We start from the raw sequence: 14,996 nt of genomic DNA on the forward strand, positions 1-14,996 counted from the left end.
CGGTGTCGGTCAACTCGCGCGTGTCGGGCCAACAACAGGCTCTTTTGCATTGGAAACGCGCCGAAAGCGCTACGCAAGAGCCAGTGCAGACCCTCGTCCAGGCTCCTGTTCCATTGGAAAGCGCTCCTCTGACACCTCTGACAATTCTTAAACCTCGTCGCACGGTCGGCTACGTATACTGACCCGGCCGGTCGTCCGTCTCGGATGGATGCGCCGGCCACGGTACGTCATACGAGGCTGGCACGGGGGCCATGCCTGACGCTACCGTCGTACAAACGGGGAGAGGACATGTCCTTCAGACCAGGGACCATTCGAAATCCGTCCGCAGCGGAATGCGTCGCGCCCGCACGCGCGGCGGGGTTGAGCCGGATCGAGCTCGACCCGCAACGGGATCGCCACGCGCGTGCCGCGCTGGAGGCATATGCCGATTCGGCGGCGGCCGAGATGCCGTGGCTGGCCGAATCGCTCGACGAACGGCTGCGCGGCGCCGCGCAGGACGACGGCGCGGGCCTCACGTATTGCGGCGCAACGATCGAGCGCGTGTTCGATCTCGCGCAGACGTGGGCGGCGAGCCAGCCCGACTACGCGGCGCCGGCGTGGGAGCGCGTGCGCGGCCAGTTGGAGCGGATGCTGGGGCTGCCGGAGGCGTTCCCGGTCGCGCGGCTGCGGCGCCTGTCGACAGACGATCTGGCCGAGCCGAAGGCCGGCAAGGCGGGCCCCGACTAGGCGCGCAATCGCGCGACGGGAAGGATTATTCGAATAAAGGACCGTAGTCCGCGCAATTTCTTGGCGAATTTCATACTACTATGATGAAATCGCCGGTTCGTCCGTGCCCCGTTTTTGAGATATTTCCCCGGGGCGGCCGTGCCGCGCAGGTTGCGCGCTCGGCAAACGACGGCTCGCCGGCCGGTGTCAAAGGCCGCGCGCGTGCTGCGCGGGGTGAGCGCGGGGAGCTGAACTGGACGAATCGTTTTCGATTTGCGGGGTGCTATGAGAATTGCTGTACTGGATGACGATCCGGCCCAGACGGATTTCGTCAGTCAAACGCTGACGGCCGCTGGCCACACATGCTATGCGTTCAAGGAAGGCAAGGCCCTGAAGAAGCGTCTGCAGCGCGAGACGTTCGATCTGCTCGTGCTCGACTGGAACGTGCCGGACATGTCCGGCGAGGAAGTGCTCAAGTGGGTGCGTGCGAACCAGACCGAGCACAGCCTGCCGATCATCTTCATGACGAGCCGCGACGACGAGGCGGGGATCACGCAGATCCTCAACGCCGGCGCCGACGATTACGTGGTCAAGCCCGTGTCGGGCCCGATCCTGCGCGCGCGCATCGGCTCGCTGCTGCGCCGCGCGTATCCGGTCAACGCTGAGGCGACCGTTCGCGAGTTCGACCAGTTCCGCTTCGACGTGAACCTGAAGCAGGCGTACGTCGGCGACAAGGCCGTGAGTCTCACGCAGAAGGAATTCGAGCTCGCGCTGCTGCTGTTCCAGCACCTCGACCGACCGCTGTCGCGCGCGCATATTCTCGATCTCGTGTGGAAGCAGGCGACCGACATTCCGTCGCGCACGATGGACACGCACATCTCGATGCTGCGGACGAAGCTCGGCCTGCGGCCGGAAAACGGCTATCGCCTCGCGCCGATCTACGGCTACGGCTACCGGCTCGAGCGGGTCGGCCAGGGAGAACCGGAGTGACCCAGCGAATCACGCAGCGCACGGCGCGCTTGCGCGCGGTGGCACTGCATGCGGCGTGCGCGGTCGCGTTCGCGTTCGCGGCACAGCAGGCCGTCGCGCAGCCGCCTGCTGCCGTGGGCAAGACGGTCGTCTACCGCACGCAGGCCGGCGACACGTTGTACGACGTCGCCGCGCGCTACTTGCAGGGCTCGGACGACTGGCAGCTGTTGCAGCAGATCAACGGCGTGCCCGCGCCGAAGCGCCTGCAGCCGGGCATCGCGCTGAAGCTGCCCGTCGCGCGTCTGCGCAAGGAAAAGCTGACCGCGCGCGTCGTCGCGGTGCAGGGCACGGCCGAGCGCGCGTCCGGCGACGCATACGCGCCGCTCGTGAGCGATGCGACGCTCACCGAGGGCGACCGCGTGCGCACCGGCGCGAACGGCTTCCTGACGCTCGAACTGGCCGACGGCACGCACATGAGCCTGCCGCCCGACAGTCAGCTCAACCTGAAGACCTTGCGCCGCACCGTGCTGACCGGCACGCTCGATCGCGAATTCGAACTCACGCGCGGCTCGGTCGACAGCGAGGTCACGCACCTGAAGAAACGCGACGACCGCTTCCAGATCCGCTCGCCGTCGGTCGTGGCCGGTGTGCGCGGCACGCGCTTCCGCGTGAACTACGACGCCGCCGGCAACGCGGCGACGCGCGTCGAGGTGCTCGACGGCACCGTCGGCGTCGCGGGCAAGCAGCAGTCGGCCGATCCGACGCTCGTGCATGCGAACTTCGGCAGCGTCTCGACGTCGTCCGGCGCGGTCGGCGCACCGGTGCAGCTGCTGTCGGCGCCCGCGCTCACGCATCCCGACAAGGTGCAGGACGAGCCCGACCTCACGTTCGACATCGCGCCGCTCGAGCATGCGCACGCCTATCACCTGCAACTCGCGCGCGACGCGGGCATGCTGGAGCTGTTCAGCGAAACGCGCACCGTCTCGTCGCGCGCGGTGTTCCGCGAGGTGCCGAACGGTACGTACTTCGTCCGGATTGCCGCGATCGACGACAACGGCCTCGAGGGCATGCCGCACATTTACGCGTTCGAGCGGCGCCTGATGGGGCTCGACGCGACCGCGTCGCCCGGCCCGAACGGCTATGAGTTCCGCTGGTCGCCGAATGGCGCGAGCAACGATGCGCGTTATCGGTTCGTGCTGTCGCGCTCGAAGGACCTGAGCGCGCCGGTCGTCGACCAGATGGGCCTGCAGGCGCACAGGATCACGGTCGCGCACCTGCCGCCCGGCGACTACTACTGGGCGGTGACGGTCGAGGAGTTCGAAGGCGGCAAGTTCTATCAGAAGACGAGTCCGGTCAGCGCGTTCACGTTGTCGCGCTGACCCGCGGTGCATGAAAACCGACTCCGTTTCCCCGCGGCGGCGCCTCGGCCGCCGCTTCCTCATCGAGTGGATCGCGATCGGCTGCCTCGGGATCGCGGTGATCCTCGCATGCGCGTTCGGCCGGTTCTCGTCGAGCGTCGACGGGCTCATCTACGACCGGCTGCTGATGCTGCGCAGCCTGCCGTTGTCACCCGATGTCGTCGTCGTCGACATCGACAACCAGAGCGTGTCCGCACTCGGCCGCTGGCCGTGGCCGCGCAGCGTGCATGCGCAGCTGCTCGACACGCTGGCGCGTGCGCAGCCGGCCGCGGTCGTCTACGACGTGCTGTTTACCGAGCAGTCGCCGGAGGATCGCGCGTTCGCGGACGCAATGACCCGTGTGCCGACCTTCCTGCCCGTCTTGCTGAGCCCGGAGCAGGCGGACGGCACGCGCACCGTCGATCCGCCGGTGGCGGAGCTCTCGGCACGCACGATGGGGCTCGGCCACATCAATCTCGAAGTCGATCCCGACGGCATCGTGCGCAGCGTCGCGCTGTTCGAAAGCGACGGACGCGTGCGCTGGCCGCAACTGATGGTGCCCGTCTATCGTGCGATCCAGGCCGGCCGGCTGCATCCGGTCGGCGGTGTGCCCGGCGCGAATGCGCACGACCTGTCGCGCGACGCGAACGGCGAGGGCCGCTACCTGATCCCGTTCAGCCGCAATACGCCCGCCTATCCGACGGTGTCGTTCGACGACGTGCTCGAAGGGCGCGTGAAACCCGACGCGCTGCGCGGCAAGATCGTCGTCGTCGGCGTGACCGCATCGGGCCTCTTCGATCGCTTCGCGACCCCGGTGTCGGGGGACTTCGGCCCGCTCGCCGGCGTGTACATTCATGCGAACGTCCTCGACATGCTGGCCACCGGCAGCGCGATCCTGCCCGCGCCTCGCGACTGGCTCTTCGCCGCATCGCTGCTGCCGCTCGCCGTGCTGCTGGGCGGTTTCCTGATGCTGTCGCCGTGGCGCGCGCTGCTGCTGACGCTGAGCCTGGCCGCGCTCTCCGTCGTCGCGAGCCTGGCGCTGCTGTTCGAGGCGCGCGTGTGGCTGTCGCCCGCGCCGGCGATCTTCGGGCTGATCGCCGTCTACCCGATCTGGAACTGGCGGCGCCTGGAAATGACGATGTCGCACCTGCGCCGTGAGCTGCAGCGGCTGGCCGACGAGCCGCACCTGCTGCCCGAGGCGCCGCGCACGCGCAGCGTCGGCGGCGACGTGCTCGAACGGCAGATAGCGCTGATGGCGCAGGCCGCGCAACGCGTGCAGGACATGAAGCGCTTCGTGTGGGACAGCCTCGACAGCATGCCGGAGCCGATCTTCGTCACCGACCTGGCCGGGACCGTGCTGATCGCGAACCATGCGGCGAAGCGCTATGGGGCGCGCCTCGCGCTGCCGCTGCCGGAAGGGCGGCCGCTGCGCGCCGCGCTCGGCGAGTTGACCTTCATGAAGACCGTCGACGGCAACGCCGAACACGACGTCACGATCCGCGAACACTGGCCGGCCGCGCTCGACCCGACGCTCGGGGCCGAAGACGAAGCGATGGCGCGCGGCATCGAGGTGCGCGATCGCGACGGGCTCGACCATCTGTTACGCTACGCCCCGTGTACGAATGCGCAGGGCCATGTGACGGGCTGGATCGCCGGCCTCGTCGACGTAACCGAGCTGCATGCGGCCGAGCGGCAGCGCGAGGAGGCGCTGCACCTGCTGTCGCACGACATGCGCTCGCCGCAGTCGTCGATCCTCGCGCTCGTCGAGATCGAGCGCGATCGCGTCGAAACCGACGCGATGCGCGGGCTGCTCGCGCGGATCGAGCGGTATGCGCACCGTGCGCTGTCGCTCGCCGACGAGTTCGTGCAGCTGGCGCGCGCGGAGTCGCAGGCGTACCAGCTCGAACCGACCAGCCTCGTCGACGTGCTGATCGACGCGAGCGACGAAGTGTGGCCGCAGGCGCAGGCGAAGCGCATCCGCATCGAGACCGACGTCGGCGCCGACATGTGCTGGGCGCGTGCCGACCGCTCGCTGATCACGCGTGCGTTCGTCAACCTGCTGAACAATGCGGTCAAATACAGTCCGTCCGACACGGTGATCACGTGTACGCTGACGGTCGAGCATGCATCGAAGCGGATGTTCTGTACGATTCGCGATCAGGGGTACGGCATCGCGCCGGAAGATCAGCGGCATCTGTTCGAGCGTTTCAAGCGATTCCATGCGGGCGAGCGGCCCGAAATCTCGGGCTCGGGGCTCGGCATGGCATTCGTGAAGACGGTCGTCACGCGCCACGGCGGCAGCGTGACGGTCGACAGCGAAGTGGGTGTCGGCACCGCGGTGACGGTGTCGCTGCCCGCGATCGACGAGCCGTCCGCCTGACAGGGCCGGGCACGACGGCAGGCATTTGGGGGAAGTCATGAGAAAGGAATGGGCAGCGACCGCGCTCGCGGTGGCGCTGTTGACGGGTTGCGCCGGCGTCACGACCGGCGTGAGCGCGCTCGGGCAGCCGAACGCGTTCGAGTCCGGTTCGCACGACTACGAGCTCGTTCGCACGGCCGCTCAGGCCGACGATGCCGAATACCGGCAGATCGAGACGCTCGTGCGCGACGAGCTCGCGCACCGCGGCTTCGACGCGCAGCCTGGCCAGGCCGCGCGCTACCGGCTGTCGATCGCGTACGCGACGCAGCCGGCGTCGGTCGCGGCGACGGCCGACCAGTGCGGCGCGGCAAGCAGCGCGTGCGTGACCGTCGACGGGCCGGCGCCGTTCGCGCTGCCGTTCGCGGGCAGCGTGTATCGCCACGTGCTGACGCTGCGTTTCGTCGACGCGAAGTCGGGCGCCGACGTCTATCGCGTGTCGGCGTCGATGCGCGACCGCGATGCGGGCACGCAGCAGGCCGCGCCGACGCTCGTGAAGAGCGCGCTCGCGAAGCTGCCGTTCGAGCAGGGCGACGGCTGGCTCGTGAAGACGAAAAAAGACGACGCGGGCGCGATGCCGGGCGTCGTCTCGGTGAAGTCGGCCGCCGCGCGCTGACGCGCCGGCCGTGAGGTGAGGGCGGGCCGCCGCGCAGGCGAGGCCGGCCCGTGCCGCGTTCAGGCAGCCGGTTGCCCGTTGCCGCGCGCGCGCAGATACGCGTCGAACTCGGCGCCGACTTCCGGGTGGCGCAGCGCGAACTCGACCGTCGCCTTCAGGTAGCCGAGCTTGCTGCCGCAGTCGTAGCGCGTGCCCTGATACTTGTAGGCCAGCACCTGTTCGTCGGCGAGCAGCGCCTGGATCGCGTCGGTGAGCTGTAGCTCGCCGCCCGCGCCAGGCTTCAGCGCGCGCAGATGTTCGAAGATCCGCGGCTTCAGGATGTATCGGCCGACCACGCCGAGGTTCGACGGCGCGACTTCCGGTGCCGGCTTCTCGACGATCGCCGACATCTTGACGATCGATTCTTCCCACTCCTTGCCGTCGACGATGCCGTACGACTTCGTCTCCGACGGCGGGATCTCCTCCACGCCGATCACCGAGCTGTGATAGTGGTCGAACACGTCGACCATCTGCTTCATCACGGGCGGGTTGCCGTCGAGCAGGTCGTCGGCGAGGATCACCGCGAACGGGTTGTCGGCGACGAGCTTCTCCGCGCACAGCACCGCATGGCCAAGGCCGAGCGCTTCCGGCTGGCGCACGTAGAAGCAGTCGACATGGCTCGGCTTGATGCTGCGCACGAGCTCGAGCAGTTTCTCCTTGCCGCGCGCCTCGAGTTCGGCCTCGACTTCGTACGACTTGTCGAAGTGGTCCTCGATCGCGCGCTTGCTGCGCCCGGTCACGAAGATCATCTCCGTGATGCCCGCGGCGATTGCTTCCTCGACGGCGTACTGGATCAGCGGCTTGTCGACGACGGGCAGCATTTCCTTCGGGCTCGCCTTCGTTGCCGGGAGGAACCGCGTGCCGAGACCGGCAACGGGGAATACCGCCTTGGTGACTTTCAACATGATCGAACCTTTATTCCTGTAATCGACTTGTCAGACAGTCTTATGTTCACGTTCCGATTATAGTGAACGCAAACGACCTTACCGTTTGTTACGCAGGCAACCGATCGAGCTGAGCGCGCAGTTTTTCCAGCGTGCTCTGGAATTCGGCGACACGCTTCTGCTCCTGTTCGACCACGGCCGGCGGCGCTTTCGCGACGAACGCCTCGTTGCCGAGCTTCGCGTTGCACTTCGCGATTTCGCCCGTCAGGCGCGCGATTTCCTTCGACAGGCGCTCGCGTTCGGCCGCGACGTCGATTTCCACTTTCAGTACCAGCTTGTTCGGGCCCACGATCGCGATCGGCGCGCCGTGCGCGGCCTGGTCGAGCGTCGCTTCGTCGGCCAGGATCTGCACTTCCGACAGGCGGGCGAGGGCCTGGACGTACGGCGCGAACGAGCGCAGGCGCTCGGCGTCGCCGGCCGCGAGCAGCGGCACCTTGGTCGCCGGCGACAGGTTCATCTCGCCGCGCAGGTTGCGGCACGCGTCGACGATCGCCTTCAGGTCGGCCGCCCATTGCTCCGACGCCTCGTCGATCTTCTGCAGGTTCGCGACCGGATACGCCTGCATCATCAGCGACGCTTCGCCTTCGGCCTTGCCTTGCGGATAACGGCCGGCGAGCGGCGCGACCTTCTGCCAGAGCGCTTCGGTGATGAACGGGATGATCGGGTGCGCGAGACGCAGCACCGTTTCCAGCACGCGCAGCAGCGTGCGACGCGTCGCGCGCTGCTGTTCCGGCGTGCCGTTCTGGATCTGCACCTTCGCGAGTTCGAGGTACCAGTCGCAGTACTCGTCCCACACGAACTTGTAGATGCTGGTGGCGATGTTGTCGAAGCGGTAATCGGCGAAGCCCTTCGCGATGTCGGCCTCGGTGCGCTGCAGGAGCGACACGATCCAGCGGTCGGCCGCCGAGAAGTCGAGGTAGCCGCCGGGGCCGCAGTCGCCCGCGCCGCACACTTCCGGCTTGTCGGCGCCGCAGTCGTGGCCTTCGCAGTTCATCAGCACGAAGCGCGTCGCGTTCCACAGCTTGTTGCAGAAGTTGCGATAGCCTTCGCAGCGCGCGAGGTCGAAGTTCACGTTGCGGCCGAGCGTCGCCATCGACGCCATCGTGAAGCGCAGCGCGTCGGTGCCGAACGCGGCGATGCCGTCCGGGAATTCCTTGCGCGTCTTCTTCTCGATGGTGGCGGCCTGCTTCGGGTTCATCAGGCCCGTCGTGCGCTTCGCGACCAGCGTTTCGAGGTCGATGCCGTCGACGATGTCGATCGGGTCGAGCGTGTTGCCCTTGCTCTTCGACATCTTCTGGCCTTCCGCGTCGCGCACGAGGCCGTGCACGTAGACGGTGTGGAACGGCACCTTGCCGGTGAAGTGCGTCGTCATCATCACCATCCGGGCGACCCAGAAGAAGATGATGTCGAAGCCGGTGACGAGCACCGACGACGGCAGGAAGTGCTGCAGTTCAGGCGTGTCGTTCGGCCAGCCGAGCGACGAGAACGGCACGAGCGCCGACGAGAACCACGTGTCGAGCACGTCCTCGTCGCGCTTCAGCGCGCCGGCATAGCCCTTCGCGGCGGCCTGGGCGCGCGCTTCTTCCTCGTTGCGCGCGACGAACACCTCGCCGTTTTCGCCATACCATGCGGGAATCTGGTGCCCCCACCACAGCTGGCGCGAGATGCACCAGTCCTGGATGTTCTCGAGCCATTGATAGTAGGTGGTCGTCCAGTTTTCCGGCACGAACTTGATCTGGCCGTTTCGCACGACGTCGAGCGACGTTTCGGTGATCGACTTGCCCGGGTTGAACGTGCCTTCCGGTGCCGGCTTCGTCATCGCGACGAACCACTGGTCGGTCAGCATCGGCTCGATCACGACGCCGGTGCGGTCGCCGCGCGGCACCATCAGCTTGTGCGGCTTGACGGAGTCGAGGAAACCCTCCGCATCGAGGTCGGCGACGATCGCTTTGCGCGCGTCGAAGCGGTCGAGGCCGCGATACTGCTCGGGGCCGTTGTCGTTGATCTTCGCGTCGAGCGTCAGGATCTCGATCGGCGCGAGGTTGTGGCGCAGGCCGACCTGGTAGTCGTTGAAGTCGTGCGCGGGCGTGACCTTCACGACGCCCGTGCCGAACTCGCGGTCGACGTAGTCGTCGGCGATCACCGGAATCTCGCGGCCCGTCAGCGGCAGCGTGACGAGCTTGCCGATCAGGTGCGCGTAGCGCTCGTCTTCCGGATGGACCATCAGCGCGACGTCGCCGAGCATCGTTTCCGGGCGCGTGGTCGCGACGGTCAGTGAACCCGAACCGTCGACGAGCGGGTAGCGGATGTGCCACAGGTGGCCGTTTTCCTCTTCGCTCGCGACCTCGAGATCCGACACCGCGGTGAGCAGCACCGGATCCCAGTTCACGAGGCGCTTGCCGCGGTAGATCAGGCCCTGTTCGTAGAGCGTGACGAACACGTCGTGCACGGCGGCCGACATCTTGTCGTCCATCGTGAAATATTCGCGCGACCAGTCGGTCGACGCGCCGAGACGACGCACTTGGCCGGTGATCGTCGAACCGGACTGCTGCTTCCACTCCCACACGCGCTCGACGAACTTCTCGCGGCCGAGGTCATGGCGCGATACGCCCTGTGCGTCGAGCTGGCGCTCGACGACGATCTGGGTCGCGATCCCCGCGTGGTCGGTGCCGGGCACCCACAGCGTGTTCTCGCCGAGCATCCGATGGTAACGGGCGAGGCCGTCCATGATCGTCTGGTTGAACGCGTGGCCCATGTGCAACGTGCCGGTGACGTTCGGCGGCGGCAGCTGGATCGCGAAATCGGGGCGTGCCGGATCGAATGCCGGTGCGGCATAGCCGCGTTTTTCCCACTCCGGCCCCCATTGGGACTCGATGGTGTGGGGCTCGAAACTCTTCGCAAGCGTGCTGTCGCTCATGGTTGGAAATCTGCCGAAAAATGCGTGAATTGGATGCCGAATCTGACAATTATAAATGGATGCACATCGGCCAGCCATCGCTTGCCCGGGCGGGCGGGTCGCGGGGGCGCCCCAACGCGGGCGACGGCAGGCGTCGGAACGGATCGGAAACGGCATCGCGCGGCCGACTTATAATGGCGGGTCCGCATTTTTCTCGCACGTCCGCTGCCGCTCCATGCCCGATCTGCTCGCCAACCTGAACCCTGAACAATACGCCGCCGTCACGCTGCCGAACGAACCGGCGCTGATCCTCGCGGGGGCGGGCAGCGGCAAGACCCGCGTGCTGATCACGCGCATCGCGTGGCTGATCCAGCAGGGTTACGCGTCGCCGGCCACCGTGCTTGCCGTCACCTTCACGAACAAGGCCGCGCGCGAAATGATGGCGCGCCTGTCGGCGATGATGCCGATCGACACGCGCGGCATGTGGATCGGCACGTTCCACGGGCTGTGCAACCGGATGCTGCGCACGCACTGGCGCGACGCCGGCCTGCCGCAGACCTTCCAGATCCTCGACACGGCCGACCAGTTGTCGGCGATCAAGCGGCTGATGAAGGCGGCGAATGTCGACGACGAAAAATATCCGCCGAAGAACGTCCAGTACTTCATCAACAACGCGAAGGAGCAGGGGCTGCGTCCCGACAAGGTCGACGCGTCCGACAACTTCAACCGCAAGTTCGTCGAGCTCTACCAGGCGTACGACCAGCAGTGCCAGCGCGAGGGTGTCGTCGACTTCCCCGAGCTGCTGCTGCGCTGCTACGAGCTGCTCGCGTACAACGCGCCGCTGCGCGCGCACTACCAGGCGCGCTTCAAGCACATTCTCGTCGACGAGTTCCAGGACACCAACAAGCTGCAGTACGCGTGGCTCAAGATGCTCGCGGGCGGCGAGAACGCGATCTTCGCGGTGGGCGACGACGACCAGTCGATCTACGCGTTCCGCGGTGCGAACGTCGGCAACATGCGCGACTTCGAAGACGAATTCCGCGTGCGCAACCTGATCAAGCTCGAGCAGAACTACCGGTCGCACGGCAACATCCTCGACGCGGCGAACCAGCTGATCTCGAACAACTCGCATCGCCTCGGCAAGAACCTGCGCACCGACGCCGGCCACGGCGAGCCCGTACGCGTGTACGAGGCGAGCACCGATGCGCAGGAGGCCGGCTGGATCGTCGAGGAGATCCGCTCGCTGATCAACACCGGGATGTCGCGCAGCGAGGTTGCCGTGCTGTATCGCAGCAACGCGCAGTCGCGTGCAATCGAGCACACGCTGATGACGTCGGGCATCCCGTATCGCGTGTATGGCGGTCTGCGCTTCTTCGAGCGCCAGGAAGTGAAGCATGCGCTCGCGTACCTGCGCCTGATCGACAACCCGAACGACGACACCGCGTTCGTGCGAGTCGTGAATTTCCCGACGCGCGGGATCGGCGCGCGCTCGATCGAGCAGCTCGCGGACGCGGCGCGCCTGTACGACTGCTCGATGGCCGCGGCGATTCCGTACGTCACCGGCAAGGCCGGCACGAGCCTCGGCGCGTTCGCGAACCTCGTCGCGAAGATGCGCGCCGAGACGCAGCAGATGAGCCTGCCGGAGACGGTCGAATACGTCGTGCGCGCGAGTGGCCTCGCCGATTTCTACCAGGGCGAGCGCGAAGGCCAGGACCGCCTCGAGAACTTGCAGGAACTCGTGAACGCGGCCACCGCGTTCGTCAGCGAGGAAGGTTACGGGCTCGATGCGCCGGCCCGCTCGATTCCGCTGCGCGCGGGCGCGATCGCGGCGCCGGAGCTCGGCGTGGACGCGGACGATCCGACGGTCGACGTGCTCGATCCGGCGCCGCTCGGCGACCCCGCGCAGAACCCCGACACGATGACGCCGCTCGCGGGCTTCCTGTCGCACGCGTCGCTGGAAGCCGGCGACAACCAGGCGCAGGCTGGCCAGGACGCGGTGCAACTGATGACGGTGCACGCGGCGAAGGGTCTCGAATTCTCGGCCGTGTTCATCACCGGCCTCGAGGAAGGGCTGTTCCCGCACGAGAACAGCGTGCTCGAATCGGACGGTCTCGAGGAAGAGCGGCGGCTGATGTACGTTGCGATCACGCGCGCAAAGGAGCGGCTCTACCTGTCGTTCGCGCAAAGCCGGATGCTGCACGGCCAGACGCGCTACAACGTGCGCTCGCGCTTTTTCGACGAATTGCCGGAGCACGTGCTGAAGTGGCTCACGCCGAAGGTCGAGGCGGGTTCGCGCTGGGGCGGCCGCTCGGACAACGCCGGCTGGGGGCGCGACTGGTTCGCGCGGCCGGGCGGCGGCAGTCGCGAGCAGGTCGTCGATGCGGCGGTCTCCGCGTCGCTGCCGGCGTTCGCGAACAAGCAGCGCGCGGCCGACACCGGCTTCCGCATCGGCCAGCAGGTATTCCATACCAAGTTCGGCGAGGGGACGGTCACCGCGCTCGAAGGCAACGGCGCCGATGCGAAGGCGCAAGTGAAGTTCAAACGGCACGGCGAGAAATGGCTCGCGCTGGCGGTCGCCAAACTGCAGGCGGTGGAATGATGAGCATCGACATGGTTGAAACGGTATCGACGCGTCCGCTCGGCATTCTGGCCGCGCTGCCCGAGGAACTCGGCGACCTGATCGTCGCGATGCGCGCCGACGGCGTGATGAAGACGATCACGCTCGGCCGCCGCGATTATCACGTCGGCACCGTGCACGGCGCGGCCTGCGTCGTCACGCTCGCGCGGGTCGGCAAGGTCGCGGCCGCCGCGACGGTCAGCGCGCTGATTCACGTGTTCGGCGTGTCCGGCATCGTCTTCACCGGCGTCGCCGGCGGCGTGTCGCGCACGGTGCGCGTCGGCGACGTCGTCGTCGCCGATCTGCTGCTGCAGCACGATCTCGATGCGTCGCCGCTGTTTCCGCGCTACGAGGTGCCGCTGCTCGGCATCACGCGGTTCGCGACCGATGCGGCGCTGACGGCTCGCCTGAAGGCCGCATGCACGCTGTTCGTCGCCGAGGAGGGCGCGCGGTTCGCCGAGCGTTTCGGGCTGGCGGGTGCGACGCTGCACGGCGGGCTGATCATCAGCGGCGACCGCTTCGTGTCGAGCGAGCGGGAAGTCGTCGCGCTGCGCGACGCGCTGCCGGACGCGCTCGCGGTCGAGATGGAAGGCGCGGCGATCGCGCAGGTGTGCGCCGAGCACGACGTGCCGTTCGCCATCGTGCGCACGATCTCCGATACGGCCGACGATCATGCGACGCAGTCGTTCTCGCACTTCCTGTCGGCGATCGCGAGCAACTATTCGTCCGGCATCCTCAAGCGTTTCCTGACGCTGCATGCGACGACGGCGGCCTGAAGCCGCCGTCGTACTTTCCCTTCGAATCGGTCGACCGGCCGCGGCACACATGCCGCGGCCGGTTCGTCACGCCTTCTTGCGCCGGCTGCTTTCGAGGTTCGGCAGGAACACCGTCAGCACGCCGATCAGCGGCAGGAACGAGCACACCTTGTAGACGAACGTGATGCTCGTCGCATCCGCGAGCTGGCCGAGCACGGCGGCACCCACGCCGCCCAGGCCGAACGCGAAGCCGAAGAACAGGCCCGCGACCATTCCGACCTTGCCGGGCATCAGCTCCGTCGCGTAGACGAGGATCGCGGCGAACGCCGACGCCAGCACGACGCCGATGATCACGCTCAGCACGCTCGTCCAGAACAGGTTCGCGTACGGCAGCAGCAGCGTGAACGGCGCGACACCGAGGATCGACACCCAGATCACGTACTTGCGGCCGATCCGGTCGCCGACCGGCCCGCCGATCAGCGTGCCGGCCGCGACTGCCGCGAGAAACACGAACAGGTGGATCTGCGCGGCCTGCACCGACAGGTGGAACTTGTCGATCAGGTAGAACGTGAAATAGCTGTTGATGCTCGCGAGGTAGAAGTACTTCGAGAAGACCAGCAGCACCAGCACGCCGATCGCGGCGAGCACGCGGCCCTGCGACAACGTCGGATGGCCGGCCGCTGCGGCCTTTTTCTTCATCGACGGATGCTTCTTGTACCAGTGGCCGATCTGCGTGAGGACGACCATCGCGACGAGCGCGGCTGCCGAGAACCACGCGATGCTGTGCTGGCCGTGCGGAATGATCACCAGCGCGGCGAGCAGCGGCCCGAGTGCCGAGCCGGCGTTGCCGCCGACCTGGAACAGCGACTGCGCGAGCCCGTGCTGGCCGCCCGATGCCATCCGCGCGACGCGCGACGATTCCGGATGGAACACCGACGAGCCGCAGCCGACCAGCGCCGCCGCCGCCAGCAGCGTCGGGAAGTTCTGCGCGGCCGACATCAGCAGCAGCCCCGCGAGCGTGAAGCCCATCCCGACCGGCAGCGAATACGGCTTCGGCCGCTTGTCCGTGTACAGGCCGACGAGCGGCTGCAACAGCGACGCGGTGATCTGGTAGGTCAGCGTGATCAGGCCGATCTGCGCGAACGACAGCGCGAACTGGCTCTTGAGCATCGGATAGATCGCGAGGATCAACGACTGGATCATGTCGTTGAGCATGTGCGAGAAGCTGATCGCGCCGAGCACGGGGTAGACGGTACGCGGAGCGGGTGGGGCAGACGGCTGGGCTGCGGCTGTCGCGCCGGCGCCCGTATCGAGGCTGGTTTCCATGTGAGCTGAGCGAGTTGAGGTGGCGGGACGCGCTCTGATGGGGATCGGCGCGTTCGAATCGTTGTTGCGTCAAAGAAGTCTAATGTGGCGTATCGAGAATGTCAGGCCAAGTTTTGTCGCGATTCGGACATTGTTGTGACGATTCGGCCATGACGCCGTTTTTTGGCCAGGTATAACGCTGCGGCGCGTCTGCCTTTCGTGGCGGTCGCGCGGGACGAATCGGTGTTTGCCCGGACTCAAGGCGCGCCGATGGCGGCCGTAGAAGGACCAATGACATCACATGCGGCACCGGCCACGAGCCGGGCGAGCGCAGGGC

Annotated in this window: 11 protein-coding genes; 8 read left to right on the top strand and 3 right to left on the bottom strand. The window is 67.2% G+C overall.

The window, feature by feature from the left end:
• The 6 genes from HWX22_RS31780 to HWX22_RS12890 form a co-directional block, all read left to right on the top strand.
• The coding region (locus HWX22_RS31780) for a hypothetical protein (RefSeq protein ID WP_208456476.1) at window positions 1-182 on the top strand (182 nt) is incomplete at its 5' end.
• Between the two features lie 106 nt (window positions 183-288).
• Entirely contained in the window at window positions 289-726 is a 438-nt protein-coding gene (locus tag HWX22_RS12870; protein WP_175915764.1) for a peptidase, read from the top strand.
• Between the two features lie 264 nt (window positions 727-990).
• Window positions 991-1,695, top strand: coding sequence for a response regulator transcription factor (locus HWX22_RS12875; protein ID WP_006402120.1), 705 nt, complete (start codon window positions 991-993; stop codon window positions 1,693-1,695).
• Entirely contained in the window at window positions 1,692-3,053 is a 1,362-nt protein-coding gene (locus HWX22_RS12880; RefSeq protein WP_175915765.1) for a FecR domain-containing protein, read from the top strand. The genes HWX22_RS12875 and HWX22_RS12880 overlap by 4 nt, the downstream gene beginning before the upstream one ends.
• A gap of 10 nt (window positions 3,054-3,063) precedes the next feature.
• Window positions 3,064-5,451: a CHASE2 domain-containing protein gene (locus HWX22_RS12885; protein WP_175915766.1), complete on the top strand. Its 2,388-nt coding sequence runs from the start codon at window positions 3,064-3,066 to the stop codon at window positions 5,449-5,451.
• Between the two features lie 37 nt (window positions 5,452-5,488).
• Window positions 5,489-6,103 (top strand): DUF4136 domain-containing protein, encoded by a 615-nt coding sequence (locus HWX22_RS12890; RefSeq protein WP_059818000.1) that lies wholly within the window; start codon window positions 5,489-5,491, stop codon window positions 6,101-6,103.
• Between the two features lie 59 nt (window positions 6,104-6,162).
• Here the strand turns inward: HWX22_RS12890 and galU are convergent, their stop codons facing one another.
• Window positions 6,163-7,047 carry a UTP--glucose-1-phosphate uridylyltransferase GalU gene (gene galU, locus HWX22_RS12895; protein ID WP_059818002.1) on the bottom strand — a complete coding sequence of 295 codons (885 nt, stop codon included), beginning with the start codon at window positions 7,045-7,047 and terminating at the stop codon, window positions 6,163-6,165.
• An 88-nt stretch (window positions 7,048-7,135) separates the two neighbouring features.
• The gene (locus HWX22_RS12900) at window positions 7,136-10,003 is read right to left on the bottom strand and encodes a valine--tRNA ligase (RefSeq protein ID WP_175915767.1); all 2,868 of its coding nucleotides are present in this window, start codon (window positions 10,001-10,003) and stop codon (window positions 7,136-7,138) included.
• A 214-nt stretch (window positions 10,004-10,217) separates the two neighbouring features.
• On the opposite strand from HWX22_RS12900, the gene HWX22_RS12905 reads away from it, so the two are divergent.
• Both HWX22_RS12905 and HWX22_RS12910 read left to right on the top strand, forming a co-directional pair.
• Complete coding sequence (locus HWX22_RS12905; RefSeq protein ID WP_175915768.1) at window positions 10,218-12,581, top strand: UvrD-helicase domain-containing protein; 2,364 nt, start codon at window positions 10,218-10,220, stop codon at window positions 12,579-12,581.
• Window positions 12,578-13,375: a 5'-methylthioadenosine/adenosylhomocysteine nucleosidase gene (locus tag HWX22_RS12910; RefSeq protein ID WP_175908202.1), complete on the top strand. Its 798-nt coding sequence runs from the start codon at window positions 12,578-12,580 to the stop codon at window positions 13,373-13,375. Before HWX22_RS12905 ends, HWX22_RS12910 begins: the two co-directional genes overlap by 4 nt.
• 66 nt (window positions 13,376-13,441) lie before the next feature.
• On the opposite strand, the gene HWX22_RS12915 is transcribed toward HWX22_RS12910, so the two are convergent.
• Window positions 13,442-14,680, bottom strand: coding sequence for an MFS transporter (locus HWX22_RS12915; protein ID WP_059524136.1), 1,239 nt, complete (start codon window positions 14,678-14,680; stop codon window positions 13,442-13,444).
• Between the last annotated feature and the right edge of the window lie 316 nt (window positions 14,681-14,996).

Origin of the sequence: Burkholderia sp. BCC1638 (assembly GCF_902833195.1) — a bacterium.
GTDB lineage: Bacteria > Pseudomonadota > Gammaproteobacteria > Burkholderiales > Burkholderiaceae > Burkholderia > Burkholderia diffusa.